At 37.0% G+C, this 16,520-nt stretch carries 18 protein-coding genes; 8 read left to right on the plus strand and 10 right to left on the minus strand.

Annotated features, from left to right (window positions below; genetic code table 11):
• Positions 1 to 213 precede the first annotated feature (213 nt).
• The gene (locus MKY09_RS00835; RefSeq protein WP_342567346.1) at positions 214 to 1,923 is read left to right on the plus strand and encodes a hypothetical protein; all 1,710 of its coding nucleotides are present in this window, start codon (positions 214 to 216) and stop codon (positions 1,921 to 1,923) included.
• A 328-nt stretch (positions 1,924 to 2,251) separates the two neighbouring features.
• Here the strand turns inward: MKY09_RS00835 and MKY09_RS00840 are convergent, their stop codons facing one another.
• The gene (locus MKY09_RS00840) at positions 2,252 to 2,749 is read right to left on the minus strand and encodes a hypothetical protein (RefSeq protein WP_342567347.1); all 498 of its coding nucleotides are present in this window, start codon (positions 2,747 to 2,749) and stop codon (positions 2,252 to 2,254) included.
• Between the two features lie 145 nt (positions 2,750 to 2,894).
• Between MKY09_RS00840 and MKY09_RS00845 the strand changes: the two genes are divergently transcribed.
• On the plus strand, positions 2,895 to 4,553 hold the full coding sequence (locus tag MKY09_RS00845; protein ID WP_342567348.1) for a hypothetical protein: 1,659 nt from the start codon (positions 2,895 to 2,897) through the stop codon (positions 4,551 to 4,553).
• A gap of 37 nt (positions 4,554 to 4,590) precedes the next feature.
• Here MKY09_RS00845 and MKY09_RS00850 read toward each other — a convergent pair whose 3' ends face one another.
• Positions 4,591 to 4,902: a spore coat protein gene (locus tag MKY09_RS00850; protein WP_342567349.1), complete on the minus strand. Its 312-nt coding sequence runs from the start codon at positions 4,900 to 4,902 to the stop codon at positions 4,591 to 4,593.
• 20 nt (positions 4,903 to 4,922) lie between these two features.
• Positions 4,923 to 5,126, minus strand: a complete 204-nt coding sequence (locus MKY09_RS00855) for a spore coat protein (RefSeq protein WP_169359275.1) — start codon at positions 5,124 to 5,126, stop codon at positions 4,923 to 4,925.
• 187 nt (positions 5,127 to 5,313) lie between these two features.
• Between MKY09_RS00855 and MKY09_RS00860 the strand changes: the two genes are divergently transcribed.
• From MKY09_RS00860 to MKY09_RS00870, 3 genes are all read left to right on the plus strand, one after another.
• The gene (locus MKY09_RS00860) at positions 5,314 to 6,045 is read left to right on the plus strand and encodes an SDR family NAD(P)-dependent oxidoreductase (RefSeq protein ID WP_342567350.1); all 732 of its coding nucleotides are present in this window, start codon (positions 5,314 to 5,316) and stop codon (positions 6,043 to 6,045) included.
• 79 nt (positions 6,046 to 6,124) lie between these two features.
• Positions 6,125 to 6,946, plus strand: coding sequence for a phytoene/squalene synthase family protein (locus MKY09_RS00865; protein WP_298469283.1), 822 nt, complete (start codon positions 6,125 to 6,127; stop codon positions 6,944 to 6,946).
• 151 nt (positions 6,947 to 7,097) lie between these two features.
• The gene (locus MKY09_RS00870; RefSeq protein WP_169359273.1) at positions 7,098 to 7,538 is read left to right on the plus strand and encodes a cell wall hydrolase; all 441 of its coding nucleotides are present in this window, start codon (positions 7,098 to 7,100) and stop codon (positions 7,536 to 7,538) included.
• Positions 7,539 to 7,832: 294 nt separating this feature from the next.
• Here the strand turns inward: MKY09_RS00870 and MKY09_RS00875 are convergent, their stop codons facing one another.
• The 5 genes from MKY09_RS00875 to MKY09_RS00895 form a co-directional block, all read right to left on the minus strand.
• Positions 7,833 to 9,167 carry an NAD(P)-binding domain-containing protein gene (locus MKY09_RS00875; protein WP_342567351.1) on the minus strand — a complete coding sequence of 445 codons (1,335 nt, stop codon included), beginning with the start codon at positions 9,165 to 9,167 and terminating at the stop codon, positions 7,833 to 7,835.
• 71 nt (positions 9,168 to 9,238) lie between these two features.
• Positions 9,239 to 9,685 carry a MarR family winged helix-turn-helix transcriptional regulator gene (locus tag MKY09_RS00880; RefSeq protein WP_298469291.1) on the minus strand — a complete coding sequence of 149 codons (447 nt, stop codon included), beginning with the start codon at positions 9,683 to 9,685 and terminating at the stop codon, positions 9,239 to 9,241.
• An 89-nt stretch (positions 9,686 to 9,774) separates the two neighbouring features.
• On the minus strand, positions 9,775 to 10,194 hold the full coding sequence (gene arsC / locus MKY09_RS00885; protein ID WP_251555290.1) for an arsenate reductase (thioredoxin): 420 nt from the start codon (positions 10,192 to 10,194) through the stop codon (positions 9,775 to 9,777).
• A 19-nt stretch (positions 10,195 to 10,213) separates the two neighbouring features.
• Positions 10,214 to 11,509 carry an arsenic transporter gene (locus MKY09_RS00890; RefSeq protein ID WP_342567352.1) on the minus strand — a complete coding sequence of 432 codons (1,296 nt, stop codon included), beginning with the start codon at positions 11,507 to 11,509 and terminating at the stop codon, positions 10,214 to 10,216.
• Between the two features lie 18 nt (positions 11,510 to 11,527).
• Positions 11,528 to 11,863 carry a metalloregulator ArsR/SmtB family transcription factor gene (locus MKY09_RS00895; RefSeq protein ID WP_342567353.1) on the minus strand — a complete coding sequence of 112 codons (336 nt, stop codon included), beginning with the start codon at positions 11,861 to 11,863 and terminating at the stop codon, positions 11,528 to 11,530.
• A 138-nt stretch (positions 11,864 to 12,001) separates the two neighbouring features.
• On the opposite strand from MKY09_RS00895, the gene MKY09_RS00900 reads away from it, so the two are divergent.
• Positions 12,002 to 12,427, plus strand: coding sequence for a GatB/YqeY domain-containing protein (locus tag MKY09_RS00900; RefSeq protein ID WP_340886372.1), 426 nt, complete (start codon positions 12,002 to 12,004; stop codon positions 12,425 to 12,427).
• 245 nt (positions 12,428 to 12,672) lie between these two features.
• Here the strand turns inward: MKY09_RS00900 and MKY09_RS00905 are convergent, their stop codons facing one another.
• A complete protein-coding gene (locus MKY09_RS00905) occupies positions 12,673 to 13,866 on the minus strand; it encodes a class I SAM-dependent rRNA methyltransferase (protein ID WP_342560124.1) in 1,194 nt (397 codons plus the stop codon).
• A gap of 252 nt (positions 13,867 to 14,118) precedes the next feature.
• Here MKY09_RS00905 and MKY09_RS00910 point away from each other — a divergent pair, with 252 nt between their 5' ends.
• Both MKY09_RS00910 and recQ read left to right on the plus strand, forming a co-directional pair.
• Positions 14,119 to 14,358: a hypothetical protein gene (locus MKY09_RS00910; protein ID WP_251555282.1), complete on the plus strand. Its 240-nt coding sequence runs from the start codon at positions 14,119 to 14,121 to the stop codon at positions 14,356 to 14,358.
• A 40-nt stretch (positions 14,359 to 14,398) separates the two neighbouring features.
• Positions 14,399 to 16,165: a DNA helicase RecQ gene (recQ, locus tag MKY09_RS00915; protein ID WP_340886378.1), complete on the plus strand. Its 1,767-nt coding sequence runs from the start codon at positions 14,399 to 14,401 to the stop codon at positions 16,163 to 16,165.
• Here the strand turns inward: recQ and MKY09_RS00920 are convergent.
• Positions 16,150 to 16,371 (minus strand): DUF2187 family protein, encoded by a 222-nt coding sequence (locus MKY09_RS00920; RefSeq protein ID WP_169359263.1) that lies wholly within the window; start codon positions 16,369 to 16,371, stop codon positions 16,150 to 16,152. The two genes, recQ and MKY09_RS00920, sit on opposite strands and share 16 nt — an antisense overlap.
• Positions 16,372 to 16,520 lie beyond the last annotated feature (149 nt).

Genomic DNA, 16,520 nt, shown 5'->3' on the forward strand with positions numbered 1-16,520 from the left:
CCATCTGCGTTTAGAAAATATGAGATGATTCTCTTAACAAATCATTAACTGATCTTGTATGGTGAATAATACTTTAGAGTTAACCGGATTGGAAAGAGATGAATCACATCTTTGGGTGGATTTTTTTTACCATTATACAATCTTAGGCAAATCTATTAGTATATTAATATATAGTTTTTATAAGATTCTTAATAGGATGAGGAGAGCAATTAAGTGAATAAATGTAATATTTTTGCGACGGTTATTATTTTAACTGTTCTTATGATGACAATGCCTAGCACAGGCAATGCAGCTACCCTTTCACAAGCAGAGAAGTTGGTTCAAAAAGCTGAGAGTGCTGCAACGGTATTAAAATGGGAAATCTCTCTAGAACATAGAAAGGTTAAGTATTCAGATCCCGTGACATTACCAAATATGAATTTATATAATGATACAAAACGTGCAAGGCAATTAGCATACGATGCGATCAAAAGTCTCCCCTCTCAAGAGAAAGCGAAGTTAACTAAAAGAATGGAGAGTAATGTGGATATCCACTTTACCAGGTCAATGGCGTACATAGATGCTATAAAGTCTGGGAATAAAATCATAGTAAAAAAAGATGACCTTAATGATGCCTATAGATTAAACCCGTTAGGTAAGCAAACAGAAAAGGCTTATCATGATTTATCGAGCGAAATTAGAAAGCAGGCGATATTACTATATCGTGTATACGGTAAGTCAACGAGGGATGCTATTTTAGAAAGATATAAAAGCCCAGGAGAAAAAGCCAGACAATCTACCATGTATGCCATAAGCGCAAACATAGAGATTGACCGGTTTCAGCAATTAATTGCTAATAATAAAACCAAAGAAGAACTACTTTTAACTGCCAAGCAAATTCATGCCACTGTTAACAAAATACAAGATGAAAACGCTCGACAACTATTACTAAATAAATTAGATGAGGCTAAAAAGACCATTCCAGGAATCAACCTGTTCGATTATGATGAGTTCTTTTATTTATCCGATTTAATTCGGGAGGTAGTGATTCATCCATCCCAGCCTATTATTTATGCTTTAAACGAAAATAAAGATGTTTTAAAGATAAATTATAAAACAGGTGAAATTCAGCGACTTACAATGAATCTAGTTCCCGAAACTATCTATTTATATAATAATGAGCTGTATGTTGCTTTACTAAAAGGGACACGTAGTCCTTATATAGAATATCAAAATGGGGCTATCGCTATAATTGATACGGTTAATTTTAAAGTGGTGGAACAGTTTGATATTAATATCGATCCTTTTGATATAGTGGCAGATGACAAGTCTATATATATATCAAGCGGTTCTGGTCAACATTCAAATATCCTGGGATATTCAAGGGAGACACTACTCGAAACTTCCAAGAGCAGCATGTCTGTATATCAGGATAGTTATATAGTAATGCATCCAAATTTAGATAGAATTTATGCCATTGATACAACTGTTAGTCCAAGAGACATTGAAAATCACTTTATTGAAAATGGTAAAGTAACAACAGGGTACGATTCACCTTATCACGGTGATTACTCACTAAATACAAATATAAGCATTTCACCGGATGGAAAATATATTTTTAACGGTTCCGGTGTCATTATGGTTGCTTCAGATTCAAAGGCAATGAATATGACGTATCTAACAAAGCTATATACCCCCTTTGAACAAATTACCTATAACATGGATGATGGGCTCTTCTATACAAGCAATAGAAAAAATATAGAGGTTTACAATTATGCCACAATGGAAAGAGTTCAGAGTTATACAATGAGTGGATATATCAAAAATATATTTTATCAAAATGGGAGATTGGTGGTTGTTTCTACTGAAACATTATATTCTTCAAAACTTCCAAAACACGCCATAAAAACGTACAAGGTGGAAGGCGATAAAATTATACAATGATGAAAGTCGTTTCAGCTAATTAAAATTAACGGTTAGATATAGGGAAAATAATAGAAAAGAACCTTGTGTAAAATTCGATTGTTCCAGTATAGAGAAACTTGCCAATGCTAATGAGTTACCATTTTCTGTGCAAATGGGAGTGATAGTGACAGAATTAATACTGTCCATCTCTCTAAGGGCTTTTTAATATTTTCGAGGTTTTCACATGAAAACACACATGATTCACTGATTTATCTTCAACGCCGATACATAACCGTAACATAGCCTGAATAAAAAAAGACTGTAATATATCCAACATTATTCATGGAGGAAGTATTACAGTTTTTTATTAGTAAAAGGGAGCTTCAAAATAAAAGTCAGCTTTTTCTCTAAGGTTTTGAGGATTTAGTTTATCGAAATTGACCTTTAAAAGCTTCTCCTGTGTAAAATCTATTTTGAATACGCCATAGTTTATATTTTCCCCATTTTCTTTTTCATACGGTATTTCAACTACAAGTGTAAGATTCTGCACCTTGTCTTGCATTTGTATTTCTTGCAAAAGTAGTATGCAACTATCAAGTAAATCAGCTTTAAATTCTTCTACTGTTTCATCCATAAAAGCTAAGGTAGTTACAACAACTTTTAAATTTCCATTTTTTTCATTAAATTCTATCGTTTTAACTGCTTGTTCTGGAATTTCAACCCGATGGCCAAAATAACCAATAATGGCCTCGTTCATTTGGTCTTCTAGAGAAAAATCTTTACTTTCATTTTCCACGCTATTGTTCTGATTTGAACAGCTTGCAAGGATTAACATGGATATAAGTATAGTTAGTATTCTTTTCAAATTATTGCTCCCTTAATCATTAGATTCTTGTAAATTATAATGGGAATTAAATAAGTTTGAAAGAATTATTTAATTTATTAGCTTGAAACCATTTCTTCTTTCGACCGTATATTGAAGTATGAACAAAAGAAAGAAGGATGAATAAATGGCTTTTGTATTTATTATTTCAGCCGTAGTCGCAGTAGTCACTGCATTATTAGTAGTCCCACTTGGCGGCGATCGTAAGGATAAAGTGTCTTCTATTGCTTTACTTGCAATCCTAACGTTCGTTGTAGTCGCAATCATATATTATGTAACAAATTTAGATAGAAACTGGACTGCCCTATGGCCGTGGCTAGTATTGATCACCTTTGCAGGAACGTTTTTGGCAAGAGGTGTAGAACAAAAGGTAAAAGGTATCCTTTTACTAGGAAGCTTAGCTTTAGCAATTTATATGCTATCAGCACCTGTGTGGAATGCTGATAAAAAGTATGAAGTTGCAAAAATGGATGAAGAAGTTGAAATTGAGGCATTCGATGAAACGAAAACACCAGCGAGTGTTCCTCCTAAGTTTGCGCGTAACAAAATGAAGAAGGCATTTGGTCAAGTGCCTGATACGAGCTATTATGAATTAGGTAGTTTACAAATTCAAAAGGTAGATGGCAAGTACGTATATATCGCACCGGTAGAATTTTCAGGATTTTTTAAATGGTGGAATGGGGATATAACTCCAGGTTATTTCACAATGAGTGCAACTGATTCAGCGGATAACCCTAAATTTGTGAAATCCCAAATGACCTATACACCATCGTCATTTCTTCATAAAAACTTAGAAAGACATATGCGTATGAAACATCCGACTAAAATTTTCTATGGAGATGCCCAATTAGAAATAGATGAAGATGGAAAACCATACTATATTCGTTCATACGGTAAATTTATCACTGCACGTAATGGCTTTGATGTAGAGGGGATCGTTGTTGTAGACCCAGCTACAGGTCAAACGGAATCATTTGCTTTAGCAGATGTACCTGAATTTATTGATGGTGCTGTTTCACCAGAAACTGTAAGCTTACAAAACAGTTATTATGGAAAATATGTACATGGTTTTATTAATAGCTTGATCGGTAAAAAAGAAGTGAAGCTTCCTTCAGACGAAGGGACGGAGGCTAATGTAAGTCCTATCTTCACTGAAAACGGAGAAATGTATTATTTTACAGATTTCACTAGCCCTAAAGAAGGCGTGGACTCTATGCTCGGTTACTCCTTAACCGATGGTCGAACTGGTAAAGCTACTTATTACACTGGTAACCTAGAGGATTCCTATATGGACTCACAAGGTGCACTTCAAATTATTGAAAAGAAATTTATAGAAAAGAAATGGTCTGGTGAGATGCCTGTTCTCTATAATTTTTATGGAGAAGCAAGCTGGCTAACACCAGTATTAGACTCAAACGGGTTTCTACAAAACTACTTTATCGTGTCAGCAGCAAACCCGGAAATCTCTGTTTACGGGAATACGCCAAATGAAGCGTTAAAGCTTTATAAAACAGCTATTCAGCGTGGCGGAAGCACTGTAGACGGTAGTTCTAGCGCCGAGGAAAAATCAGTGTCTGGTACAGTAGTTCGTGTATTTAAAGAACGTGTAGGAGACTTCACGCAAGTATCGTTCCTACTAGACAATAAAGCAAATTACATTGTCTCGTCGGAAATGGCACCATTCGTTGTATACATGGAAGTGGGCGACAAGGTACAGGTGAAATATTTAGAGACTGGCGAGCTATTCTTACCAGTGAAAGAAGTAAAGATAGAGGGCATTGAGTAGTGCTATAAAAAAGGGATTTGGAGTTATCTCCGAATCCCTATTTTTTCGCTAAATTTAAGGCAATATCAGCTTTTTCTAAGTCATGCTCCATTTGTTCGTTTAAATCATACGCATGATACATTTCATTTTTAATCATGTATTGTGCGATTTTATCATGTGTATCAATGGCATTATCCAACTCACGACGCAGTAGCTTCTTAACAGAAGGAGTCGCAGTTTCCGTAATTGCAGTAGCTAGGTTTCTAACAGCTGCTTTGGAAGTAATTAATAAATCAGTCGCAATTGCTAAGTCGTCAATCATTGCCATTTCTTGTTGTTCTGTTTTTGTTTCCTCTTTTTTAGTAGCCATTTTAAATTCCTCCTATTTAATTATTTGCTTGCGTCTGCAAGGACTTTTCTTAAATCTTTAATAGCCTTTGTAGAAAGCTCTAAGTCTTCCTCTAAAATTTCTTTTAATTTTTTGTCTTGTACTAAATCCATAAATAATTTGCTTTTTGCGACACAAGAAGTTTTAAAGATTAACACCTCGTGCACCTCTAGTTGTTCGTGCAATGCCAGTTCTTTAGTAGCCATCTGAAATCCTCCTATGCAAGATTATTTTGTTTTAAATCTTTTACCCCCTTTTATTTCTTTTAATCCTAAAAAATTTCACTTGAAATAAATTTCCATCTTTCATTTAAATAGAAAGGGCGGAGGACATTTGAAAGGAAACAGAAGGAAGGATATGCTAATAGGGGCAGTAGTTAAAGGAGGAGAAAAGATGGACGTATTTATCGTAACTGGATCCACTAGCGGGATCGGACAAGAGCTTGTAAAACAACTTATAGATAAAAATAAGAGAGTATTTGGTATTGCAAGGGGAGAAAGTAAGCTTGAACATCCTAATTATCATCACGTTCTATTTGATTTAGCAACAACCGAAAAGGTAGCAGAAACTCTAGAAGAGCTGTTGAATAACGTGATAGAAGAGGCAACATCGTTGACCCTTATCAATAATGCAGGAACCATTGAGCCAATTGGGACAGCTGGAGAGATAAATTCTAATCTAGTGGCTAAAAGCATTGCGGTAAACTTAACTGCACCTATGATATTAACTGGAACGTTTATAAGAATGACAGAACAAAAAGTAGTTCCGAAAAAAATTATGCAAATTTCTTCTGGCGCTGGTCGAAATGGATATGAGGGATGGAGCAGCTATTGTGCTGGGAAGGCAGGACTTGATCGTTTTACAGAAGCAGTACAGCTCGAGGAATCGAGGAAAACAAATGGTGTAAGGCTTGTATCTATGGCTCCGGGAATTATTGATACGAATATGCAAGGGAAGATTCGAGATGCCAAAGAAAGTGAATTTGCGTTAGTAAATAAATTTAGAGAGTATAAAGTGTCTGGTCAGCTAAGTAGTGCAGAGGAAGTTGCATCCAAGCTGATAGGTTTTTTAGAAAGTGATCAATATTATACTAGTGAAGTTGTAACAGATTTACGACAACTGTAAGGAGTCATTTTATCTTTTAGGCAAAATCCGATACAATAGAGGGTATAGAATCTTGAACGTGAAATGGAGGCGCATAGTTGTGCGTGAAGTAGCAACATTACAAAAAGAAGCAATGGATATGCTAAAGAAAACAAGCAGAACCTTTTATATTCCAATTACTTTTTTAGAGCCCACTCTGAAAAAGGCGGTTGCTTCTGCATATCTTTGTATGCGTGCAATTGATGAGATTGAAGACCACGAAACATTGGATGCACTAGTAAAACAACATTTATTGTTCGAAACTAGCAAGATGCTTGTAAATGGTTTTGATAAAAAAGAATATGAACTGCTTGTAGCTCCGTATCAGGAACAATTACCAGCAGTTTCCCTCCGACTTGGCGACTGGCTTGAAATCTGTCCAACAGATTTAGTGGCTACAGTTAAGACCTATACCGCTGAAATGGCAGAAGGAATGGCGAAGTGGGTAGAGAAGGAATGGCAAGTAAAAACAAAAGAAGACCTAGACGAGTATACCTACTATGTAGCTGGACTTGTTGGCGTAATGCTTTCTGATCTATGGAAGTGGAATGCAGATATTGAAACCGACCGCGATTTAGCGATAGCGTACGGGAGAGGCTTGCAAGCAGTAAATATATTGAGAAATAAAGACGAAGACAAAGAGCGAGGGGTACAATTCTTCCCCGAGGGATGGACACGAGCGGATATGTTTGAATATGCGGAGGACAACCTATCTAAAGCGGACGAGTATATAAAAAGCATTAACCGTAAAAGCATCCTACTATTCTGTAAGCTGCCGCTTGCGCTAGCACATAAAACATTAAAAGCGTTGAAGAGCGGTAAAGAAAAAATGAGTCGCTCTGAAGTAGAAGAAACCGTAGTTGAAGTACAAGCAGAAGTTTAAAATTGTATAGACTAAAGCAATCTCGAGATGTAGTGTCTCGAGATTTTTTAATAGGCTGATTTAAAGGAAAAGGTTTATGACCTAAAAGAATAGGGAGTATCAAAATGACATAATTCGGGCTTTTATCATATAGTATCTAGGGGGTGAAAAAATGGCTAGAGTTAAATACCGAGATAAAGATGTTGACCTCATGGCAAGGATGATGAGAGCAGAAGCTGAAGGTGAAGGTAAGCAAGGGATGTTATATGTTGGAAATGTAATTGTAAACCGTGCTAAAGCTGATTGTTTAGACTTTAGAGATGTAAGGTCTATTGAGGATGTCATTTTTCAGGTACAAGGGGGCAATTATTCTTTTGAAGCCGTTCAAAAAGGTAATTTATTTTATGAAAGAGCGAGAGGTACTGAAAAAAAGTTAGCAAAGCAGGCTTTGGACTATTGGAGAGAACACCCAGCGAAATATGCATTGTGGTATTTTAATCCATACGCTCCGTGTCCTCCGACTTGGTATGGTCAACCTTTTTCTGGTCAATATAAAGATCATTGTTTTTATGAACCAGCAGCCGGAACATGCGAAAGCGTTTATATAGGCTAGGTTATACAGTATTTTAAATCTGGAGTTTTAGTGGAATTTAATGTTCTTCAATAAGTCTATTTGTAAGACATATTCAGATAAAATGAATATGTCTATTTTTTGAGCATAGTTTTATAAATCACTGGAGATAGATGAAAATATAGCAGTCATTTTTACTTCTACTAAATAAAGTACTTATATTCCAAAAGAAAAACACCTCCGATTGAAAATTAAGGTAGTGTATACCCATTTTTCAACGAAAGATGTTTTTATTTGTCTAATGTAATCCCAGCTAAGATTATATATGAGCAAAGCTTAACAGCAGCTAGAAGTAGGGTCTTGAATATTCACACTGCAAACTCCCGTTTCAGGTAAATCTAATTCTACCTTTTTAGCCGCAGCTATATCTCCAGTTATATAGGCTACAATGGAACGTACTTGCTCGTATCCAGTTGCCATTAGAAATGTAGGGGCACGACCATAACTTTTCATCCCAACAATATAATAGTTCTTTTCAGGCTGTCTTAATTCCTCTTCTCCATGGGGGCGAACAGTTCCGCAGCTATGGATATTTGGATCAATTAATGGGGCGATCGCTGTCACGCTTTCAGTTACCGGATCGATATCCAAGCGAATCTCTCTTGTTAAAGAAAAATCTGGTCGACTACCTGTGTTTGCAATAATTTCATCGACGGGAGGTAGAGTGGTAACCTGTCCCTGAGATTCACCCTCTATAATGATTCCATTTTTTGTTTTTGTTAAGTGATGAATAAGAAATGGTGTGAATACCCGCACTTTGCCGGCATCTACTAGTTGGTGTACTTTACTGCCTAATTCACCTCTAGCTGCCAGGGCATCCTTGTCTTCTCCTCCAAATGCCGCTTCTACATTTCTCTTTCTCATAATCCACATGATTTCAACTTTGTCATCTAATTGAGCTAGCTCTAAAATCGAATTAATAGCTGAATGACCACCACCAACAACAGCTACTCGTTTTCCTTTATATTTGTCTAGAGCAGAGCCATGTACATTAGGAATTCCGTAATAAATATGGTCTATTAAATCTTTTTCAGCGTTTGTCCATATGTTGTCGGCATTAATTGGATTGGGGGAAGACCACGTTCCAGTTGCGTCAATAACTGCTCGAGTCTCTAGTCTCTTTAATTGTCCTGCTTGCTCCATGTACAAAATGAAGGGTACATCTGATCGATTGGCAGTTTTCATCTTGTCTAATCCCTTTTTGCTAATGGATACTACTTTCGTGTTAAGTGAAAGTGAAGACTTTATTTCGGGTATTTTTGCTAAAGGCTCTAAATAGCTGCTAATTAGTTCTTTACCTAAAGGAAGATGCTCAGGATTTGGTACAATCCATCCCTGCTTTTTCAATAATTTCTCCGCAACCTTATCTATATTATATTGCCATGGAGAAAACAAACGTACATGTTCCCAAGAAGAAATATGGTGTCCAACAGTACTTCCAGCTTCAAGAATGATAAAGTGTTCTCCTGCATTTACTAAGTGAGCAGCTGCTGCCAAGCCAATGGGGCCAGCACCGATAATGGCTATAGGTAGTGCTTTGTTTGGTTCAATCTTTTCAGGAGTGGAAGAACAGCACCCTGTGTTAATCGGCGTTAATTTAATTTGATTCATTATAGTAACCTCCAGTAATTTACTTGCAATTTGCAACTATATAATGTTTTATTAAGCAAGCTTTCGCTTGCTTAAAGTAACGGAGTACAGCATACAGTGGATTTAGCCATTGCCTGATTCAATAATTGAATGGAGCGTATGACAGTTTCTTTTTCAAACTCATTCATATGTGAAAATACTTCCTCTAAATAATCATTCATCGATTGATCGATTGTGGTAGCGACAAATTTTCCTTGAGTGGTTAAAGAAAGCAGGTAAACTCTTTTGTCTTTAGGTGATGGACATTTCTTTACTAATTCCATTTTAATTAATGTTTGAATCTGTCGACTAAAGGTAGTGATATCCACTGCAAGAATATCTGCAATTTGTTGCATAGAACGATCGGGGTGTTTATCAATTTCGTATAAAATGTGGCTTTGAATAGTTGAAATATCAACAGAACCTACTGAACAACAATTTTTGTTTAATAGTCCAAAGCGACGCGTAAGTATTTGAAATAGCTCCCGTTTGTTATCCATGTAGTTCACCTCTATTAAAGTATATGGTCATTACTTGTAAAGTGCAACTAATTAATAAAAATTTCGAGCGTAAGTGCTCGAAATCATACTTATTCACCCGTTTTCGCGAAGTGCCTGATTCTTTCTCCAATCTCATCGCGAACTCGTTGGAAGACGCTCCATTTTTCTTCTTCAGATCCTTTTGCTTTAGCAGGGTCATCAAATCCCCAATGTACTCTTTTCACATGGGGTGGTGTTACTGGACATTTGTCGGCAGCATCGCCACATAGAGTAACGACTAATTCGGCGTGATGGAGTGTGTCCATGTCAATAAGATCTGAGGTTTGATTGGAAATATTGATATCTACCTCATTCATGGCCTTTATAGCATTAGGATTAAGGCCGTGTGCTTCAATTCCAGCACTTTTTACAATCCATTCGTCACTTAAATATTGTTTTGCCCAACCCTCTGCCATTTGACTTCTGCATGAGTTACCGGTGCATAAAAAGTATATGATTTTGTTGGTCATTGTAGTTTTGCTCCTTTAGTTAATAGGCTAGTAAGGAAAGATATAAGCCCAATAGTGTGATGAATAAAATAGGGACTGTTAACAGGAGACCTGTTTTAAAATAGATTCCCCAAGATATTTTAACGCCTTTTTGAGAAAGGACATGCAACCATACAAGTGTTGCAAGAGACCCGATAGGTGTAATTTTTGGTCCCAAATCAGAGCCAATAATATTGGCATAAATAAGTGCCTCTCGGATTGTACCAGTAGTATTCGTCTCGGCGATTGCAAGTGCATCAATCATTACCGTTGGCATATTGTTCATAATGGATGATAGAAACGCAGCGATGAACCCCATAGACATGGTTGCAGTAAATAAGCCATATCCAGCAGCAGTCTCAATAACCCCCGCCAAGGCATGAGTCAATCCTGCATTTCCTAGTCCGTAAACAACTACATACATACCAATAGAAAAGAAGACAATATTCCATGGTGCACCTTTAATTACCGTGCGAGTATCGACAACGGAACTCTTTCTTGCCATAACGATAAAAAATATGGCAACCACGCCAGCTACAAATGACACAGGTAACCCTATAAACTCACTTGTGAAATAGCCGACTAATAGAATAGCAAGCACATACCAGGACAAGCGGAACATAGACGTATCTTTTATAGCCTCCTTAGGCTGTTTAAGCATGGTTAAGTCGTACGTTCTCGGGATACTTTTTCTAAAGTAAACCAGCAAAACTGTAATAGTGGCAATTAAAGAAAATATATTTGGCAAAATCATTCGAGATGCATATTCTATAAATCCAATGCCAAAGAAATCAGCAGAAACGATATTTACTAGATTACTGACGACAAAGGGTAAAGAAGTCGTATCGGCTATAAAACCACTAGCCATAATAAAAGGAAAAATCATTTTCTCTGTAAAATTTAAGTTGCGAACCATTGCCAATACGATAGGGGTAAGGATCAAAGCAGCTCCATCATTAGCAAAGAACGCCGCAACTACCGCCCCTAGCAGACTGACATAGACAAACATTTTAATACCATTGCTTTTTGCTACTCTAGCCATATGAAGGGCAGCCCATTCAAATAGACCAATTTCATCTAAAATTAATGAAATTAGAATGATTGCTATAAAAGATAGGGTAGCATTCCAGGTGATGTCTATTACTGTTAGGACATCATTAAATCCGACAACGCCAACTAACAACGCGACAACGGCTCCTGCGCAGGCAGACCAGCCGATATTCAAGCCTCTAGGCTGCCAAATGACAAAAATCAAAGTAACGATAAAAATAGTTGCTGCTAAAATAAGTGGTGACAATATAGAAACCTCCAATAATTACTTACATGAAATGCGTCTTCCTTGTTCCTCTAGCTGTTCCAGGTAAAAGTCTTGGTTTGGCAAATGTTCGAGCAAGCCTTGTACGAGTGAAAAGAGCTCCTGATTTCTATTTAGCGAATAAATAATCCATTGGCCTCTTCTAGACTCTTGAACTAAGCCTGCATCCTTTAGCTTTTTTAAATGCTGACTAATTGCAGGCTGACTCGTCTTGAAAATCTCCACAAATTCACAAACACAATAATCATGCGATTCAAGCATCTTAAGCATTGTAAGTCTGGTTTTATCACCGAGTAGCTTGAAAAGATTCGCAGCACGTTCGATTTCTTGTTCCAAGAGTAATCCATCCTTTATATAAGTGTTTGCTTATATAATACTTTGCTTATATGCTCGAGTGCAACTAAATTTTACAGTAGGAGAAGAGGTGGACTATAATAAAATATATGGAACGTAAAGTAGAAGGGAAGTATTTAAATGTTAAAAACAGCAGTATTTGAACAATTGAAGCAAGCGATGCGTGATAAAGATGTGTTATCAAAAGGTGTATTGACTCTTTTAAAAGCAGCTTTAGATAAAGCTGAAAAAGAAAAAGGTGCTACTCTAACGCAAGAAGAGGAAGTAGCAGTGGTAAATCGTGAAGTAAAACAAACGAACCAAGCATTAGATGGAGCCAAAGATGCGGGGCGTGAGGATTTAATTGAGAAAGAGGAAGCGAAGCTAGAATTATTAAAGAGCTTCTTGCCTAAACAATTAAGTGAAGAAGAAATTGCTGCGGCTCTTACAGAAGCAGGGGTTACTAAGGGAATGAACATGGGTGACGCTATGAAAATTGCTAAACCTTTGCTTTCAGGAAAAGCAGATGGAGCAACAATGTCTAAAGTAGTTAAAAGCTTAATCTAAAAAAAGGAGGGGCGTGACTCAAAAAGTCATGCCCCTCCTCGTTATATTTAAACCATTTATGAATTAGGCTCCGGCAGAAAACCTTGCAGAAACGAGCGAGAACCTTGCACAGATCGACTGAAACCTTGCACAAATCAGCTTAAACCTTGCGGAAACCATCAAGAACCTTGCAGTAACCAAAAACCTGCCCTTTCTCTTACCCCATTAGCATATCGAGCCTAGCCTAAGTAGTGCTTACGCTTTTATTATTTTGCCCGTATGAAAAGTACTTTTAAATAGTTACCTTCTTTGAAGAGTGGGGAAGTACGGAAATCACTTGGTAACGAGAATTCATCTTCAATGACATACTTTCGATTGCTTTCGTTAAATGCCTTTTCCACAAAGGTCTTAAATTTCTTCATGCCAAAGGTTGCATTGTTTGTGGAGGCAACAATTACCCCATTTTTTTCTGTTATCGTAATGGCATCCATTAACAATTTCGTATAATCCTTAGCGGAACTGAACGTATACTTCTTCGAGCGTGCAAAGCTAGGGGGATCTATAATAACCATGTCAAAAGATAATTCTTTACGCTTTGCATATTTGAAGTAATCGAAGACATCCATCACGATAATATCCTGGTCTTCAACATTAATCCCGTTTATTTCAAATTGCTCTGTCGTTTTACTTAAACTACGTTTTGCTAAATCGACACTTGTTGTCTTTTTTGCACCGCCAGCTGCAGCAAATACAGAAAAAGCACCAGTATAGGAGAATGTATTGAGAACCGTTTTTCCTTTTGCATACTCATCGCGTATTTTTTTTCGAACCTCTCGCTGATCTAGGAAGACTCCAACCATCGCTCCATCGTTTAAGTAGATAGCAAAGTTTTCTCCATTTTCTTTTACTAAAAGAGGGAACTCCCCGCGTTCGCCTTTTACGAAATCATCGTCTTCTAAATACTGGCCCTTCGTATCGAAACGTTTTTTTTCATAAATTCCTTTATAAGAAGGAACAGTAGATTCTAAAGCTTTTAAGATTTGCTCCTTAAATGCATAAATCCCTTCACTGTACCAGCTGAGCAGATAAAATTCATCAAAATAATCAATCGTCAAACCGCCGATTCCGTCACCCTCTCCATTGAAGACACGGAAGGCGGTTGTATCATCGTTTTCATAGTAATCTTTTCGGTGCTTTAATGCATTGGTAATTTTATTTTGAAAGAAACCAGTATCAATTGTCTCTGCTTCATTTTTAGTAAGCAGCCAGCCAATTCCCTTATTTTGCTTCCCGACATAGCCTTTGCCTATAAACTTTCCTCCAGGATTTCTGAGCTTTAGAATTGTCCCATCTACCAACGAGTCCGTCTCGTGAAAGCCATCCTTCAGTAAAACAGGAACCCCCTTCTGTAAATCTTGTGCTAGAGAGTCTTTTACTTTAATATCTATTTCTTTTTGCATACATTTCATCCTTCTAGTTATGTTTTCTCTATTATCACATAACCAGCTATATTTAAAAAGGAACGAGGTTCCAGTTAATTCAGTAGCTTATAAATGACTTATATTACCTACAAGCACAAAATAGAGACTAATGGTTTTCCATACTTATAATGTAAAGTAGCTTCTAAATTAACTCGACGTTACACCCTCTTCGTCACATTCTTCCTATGAATTATGATATACTATTCTATATGTCGCGAAAGGAAGTTTGTTTTGAAAAAATCAAAAGTTATCATACCAATCATGGTAATTGTGGTCGTGTTGGCAGCCATTCTTTTATCTCAAGAAGAATATAATGAAGTCACTATTATAAATAAGATTCTTATCGCACTTGGTGCAGCTATTGTGTCCTCTTCCATAGGTTATATCCTCTTAAAACCAGACATCGACAAGGTAGATCCAAAACCATCAGCTAATCATACAGAGAATAAAAAGAAGGGAAGCGGAAAATAATCTGTTTCCCTTTTTACTTCACTAGATAGGAGCGACTAGCATGCTAGAAAATGCAACACAGTTACTACAGGAATATTATGGCTATGACTCTTTCAGAGAAGGGCAAGAGAAAGTAATCAATTATGTAATGAATGGCAAATCGAGCCTGTGTGTTATGCCTACTGGAGGTGGTAAATCTCTTTGCTATCAAATTCCCTCTCTATTATTAGATGGGACGACTATAGTAATTTCACCATTGATTTCCTTGATGAAGGATCAGGTGGATACCTTATTGCAGGCAGGTATACCCGCAACATTCATAAATAGTACATTATCTTCTGAAGAAGTACGAGAAACGATGGAAGAGGTTCTAAATGGCCAATATCGAATGCTTTATATAGCTCCAGAGCGTTTGGAATCACAAGCCTTTTTGAACCAATTAAAAAAAGTGAAGGTACCGTTAATTGCAGTCGATGAGGCACACTGTATCTCTCAGTGGGGTCATGATTTTCGTCCCAGCTACCGTGCGATTCATCGATTAAAGGATGTATTCACGGAACAGCCTGTTGTTCTTGCATTAACAGCAACAGCGACACCAGCTGTACGAGACGATATTTGTCGTTTATTACAAATTCGAGATGAAAATACGGTTATAACTGGATTTGCTCGCTCAAATCTATCGTTCTCTGTTGTGCTCGGCCAAGATAAGAATAAATTCTTAAAAGAATTTATTAAAAAGAATGCACAGGAAGTCGGCATTATATATGCAGCAACGAGAAAAACAGTAGATTTGTTATATGATTTATTAAACAAGGCAGGAGTCAAAGCGGCTAAATACCATGCCGGATTACCTGAGGCCTTTAGAAACAAGGAGCAGGAGCGGTTTCTTACAGATGAGGCACAGGTGATGGTTGCTACAAATGCCTTCGGAATGGGAATTGATAAATCGAATGTCCGATATGTCATTCACTATCAGCTTCCTAAAAACATGGAAAGTTATTATCAAGAGGCTGGAAGAGCTGGCCGAGATGGACTACCGAGTGAATGTGTGGTTCTCTATGCATCGCAGGATGTACAAACACAGCGATTCTTAATCGATCAGGCATTAGACCGAGATAGAATTCCTCAAGAATTAGAAAAACTACAAGGGATGGTAGATTATTGCCATACAGAAAACTGCTTACAGCAATATATTGTGCAATATTTTGGAGAGCCCAATGGAGATATTTGTGGTCAATGTGGAAATTGTACAGATTCTAGAGAAATGCAGGACGTTACAAAGGAAGTACAAATGGTTTTGTCTTGCGTGGTTAGAATGGGACAAAGATTTGGTAAGACGATTACCGCTCAGGTGCTAACAGGTTCAGAAAACAAAAAGGTAATAGAGTTTGGATTTCAAAAACTATCTACTTATGGGATATTAAAGGCTCAATCCTTAAAAGAAGTGTTAGGGCTTATGGAGTTTATGATTGCAGAAGGATTACTTCTAGTGAACCAGGGAAGTATGCCGACGATTTATATTTCGGATGCAGGAAAAGAAGTATTGTTAGGGAAGAGAAAGATCATGCGTAAGGGAGTAGCAGTCACAAAGCAGATTGCTAAGAATGACCCGTTATTTGAAGGGTTAAGAGTGCTTCGGAAAAAAATTGCGGACGAAGCTGGTGTTCCACCGTTTGTTATATTTTCTGATAAAACATTACAAGACATGTGCGTAAAGCGTCCGCAAACCGAAGATGAGTTACTAGATGTACATGGAGTTGGTGCTAATAAGCGTGACAAATATGGTCAAGCTTTTCTAGAAGAAATACTCCGTTATATCACCGTATAGTTTTTATGTGATACTACTGTAAGATTCGAAGGAACATTAATTTTCTTCGCATCCTCCATAGATATTTCGACAATAACAGATTGCTCTAGGATTTTAAAAATAGTACCTTGTACTTCAACATCATTGCGTGTAAAAGAGATCTTCTCATCAATTTTCCGTGCTGCCACGAAAGGTGAAACATCCTTAGGTTGTCGTTGGAAACTCATGTATCTGCCTCTTTTCTAATATATTCACTCACAGAGCGATATAGTAATTATACCACAAAATTGGGTTGAAAATTGTAGTTTAAGATTATTAAAAAGAGATTCCCTACGAATATTGTCGAATTGTAGTTTGGCCAATGACACTAGCACAT

This window comes from Psychrobacillus sp. FSL K6-4046, from assembly GCF_038624605.1.
GTDB lineage: Bacteria > Bacillota > Bacilli > Bacillales_A > Planococcaceae > Psychrobacillus.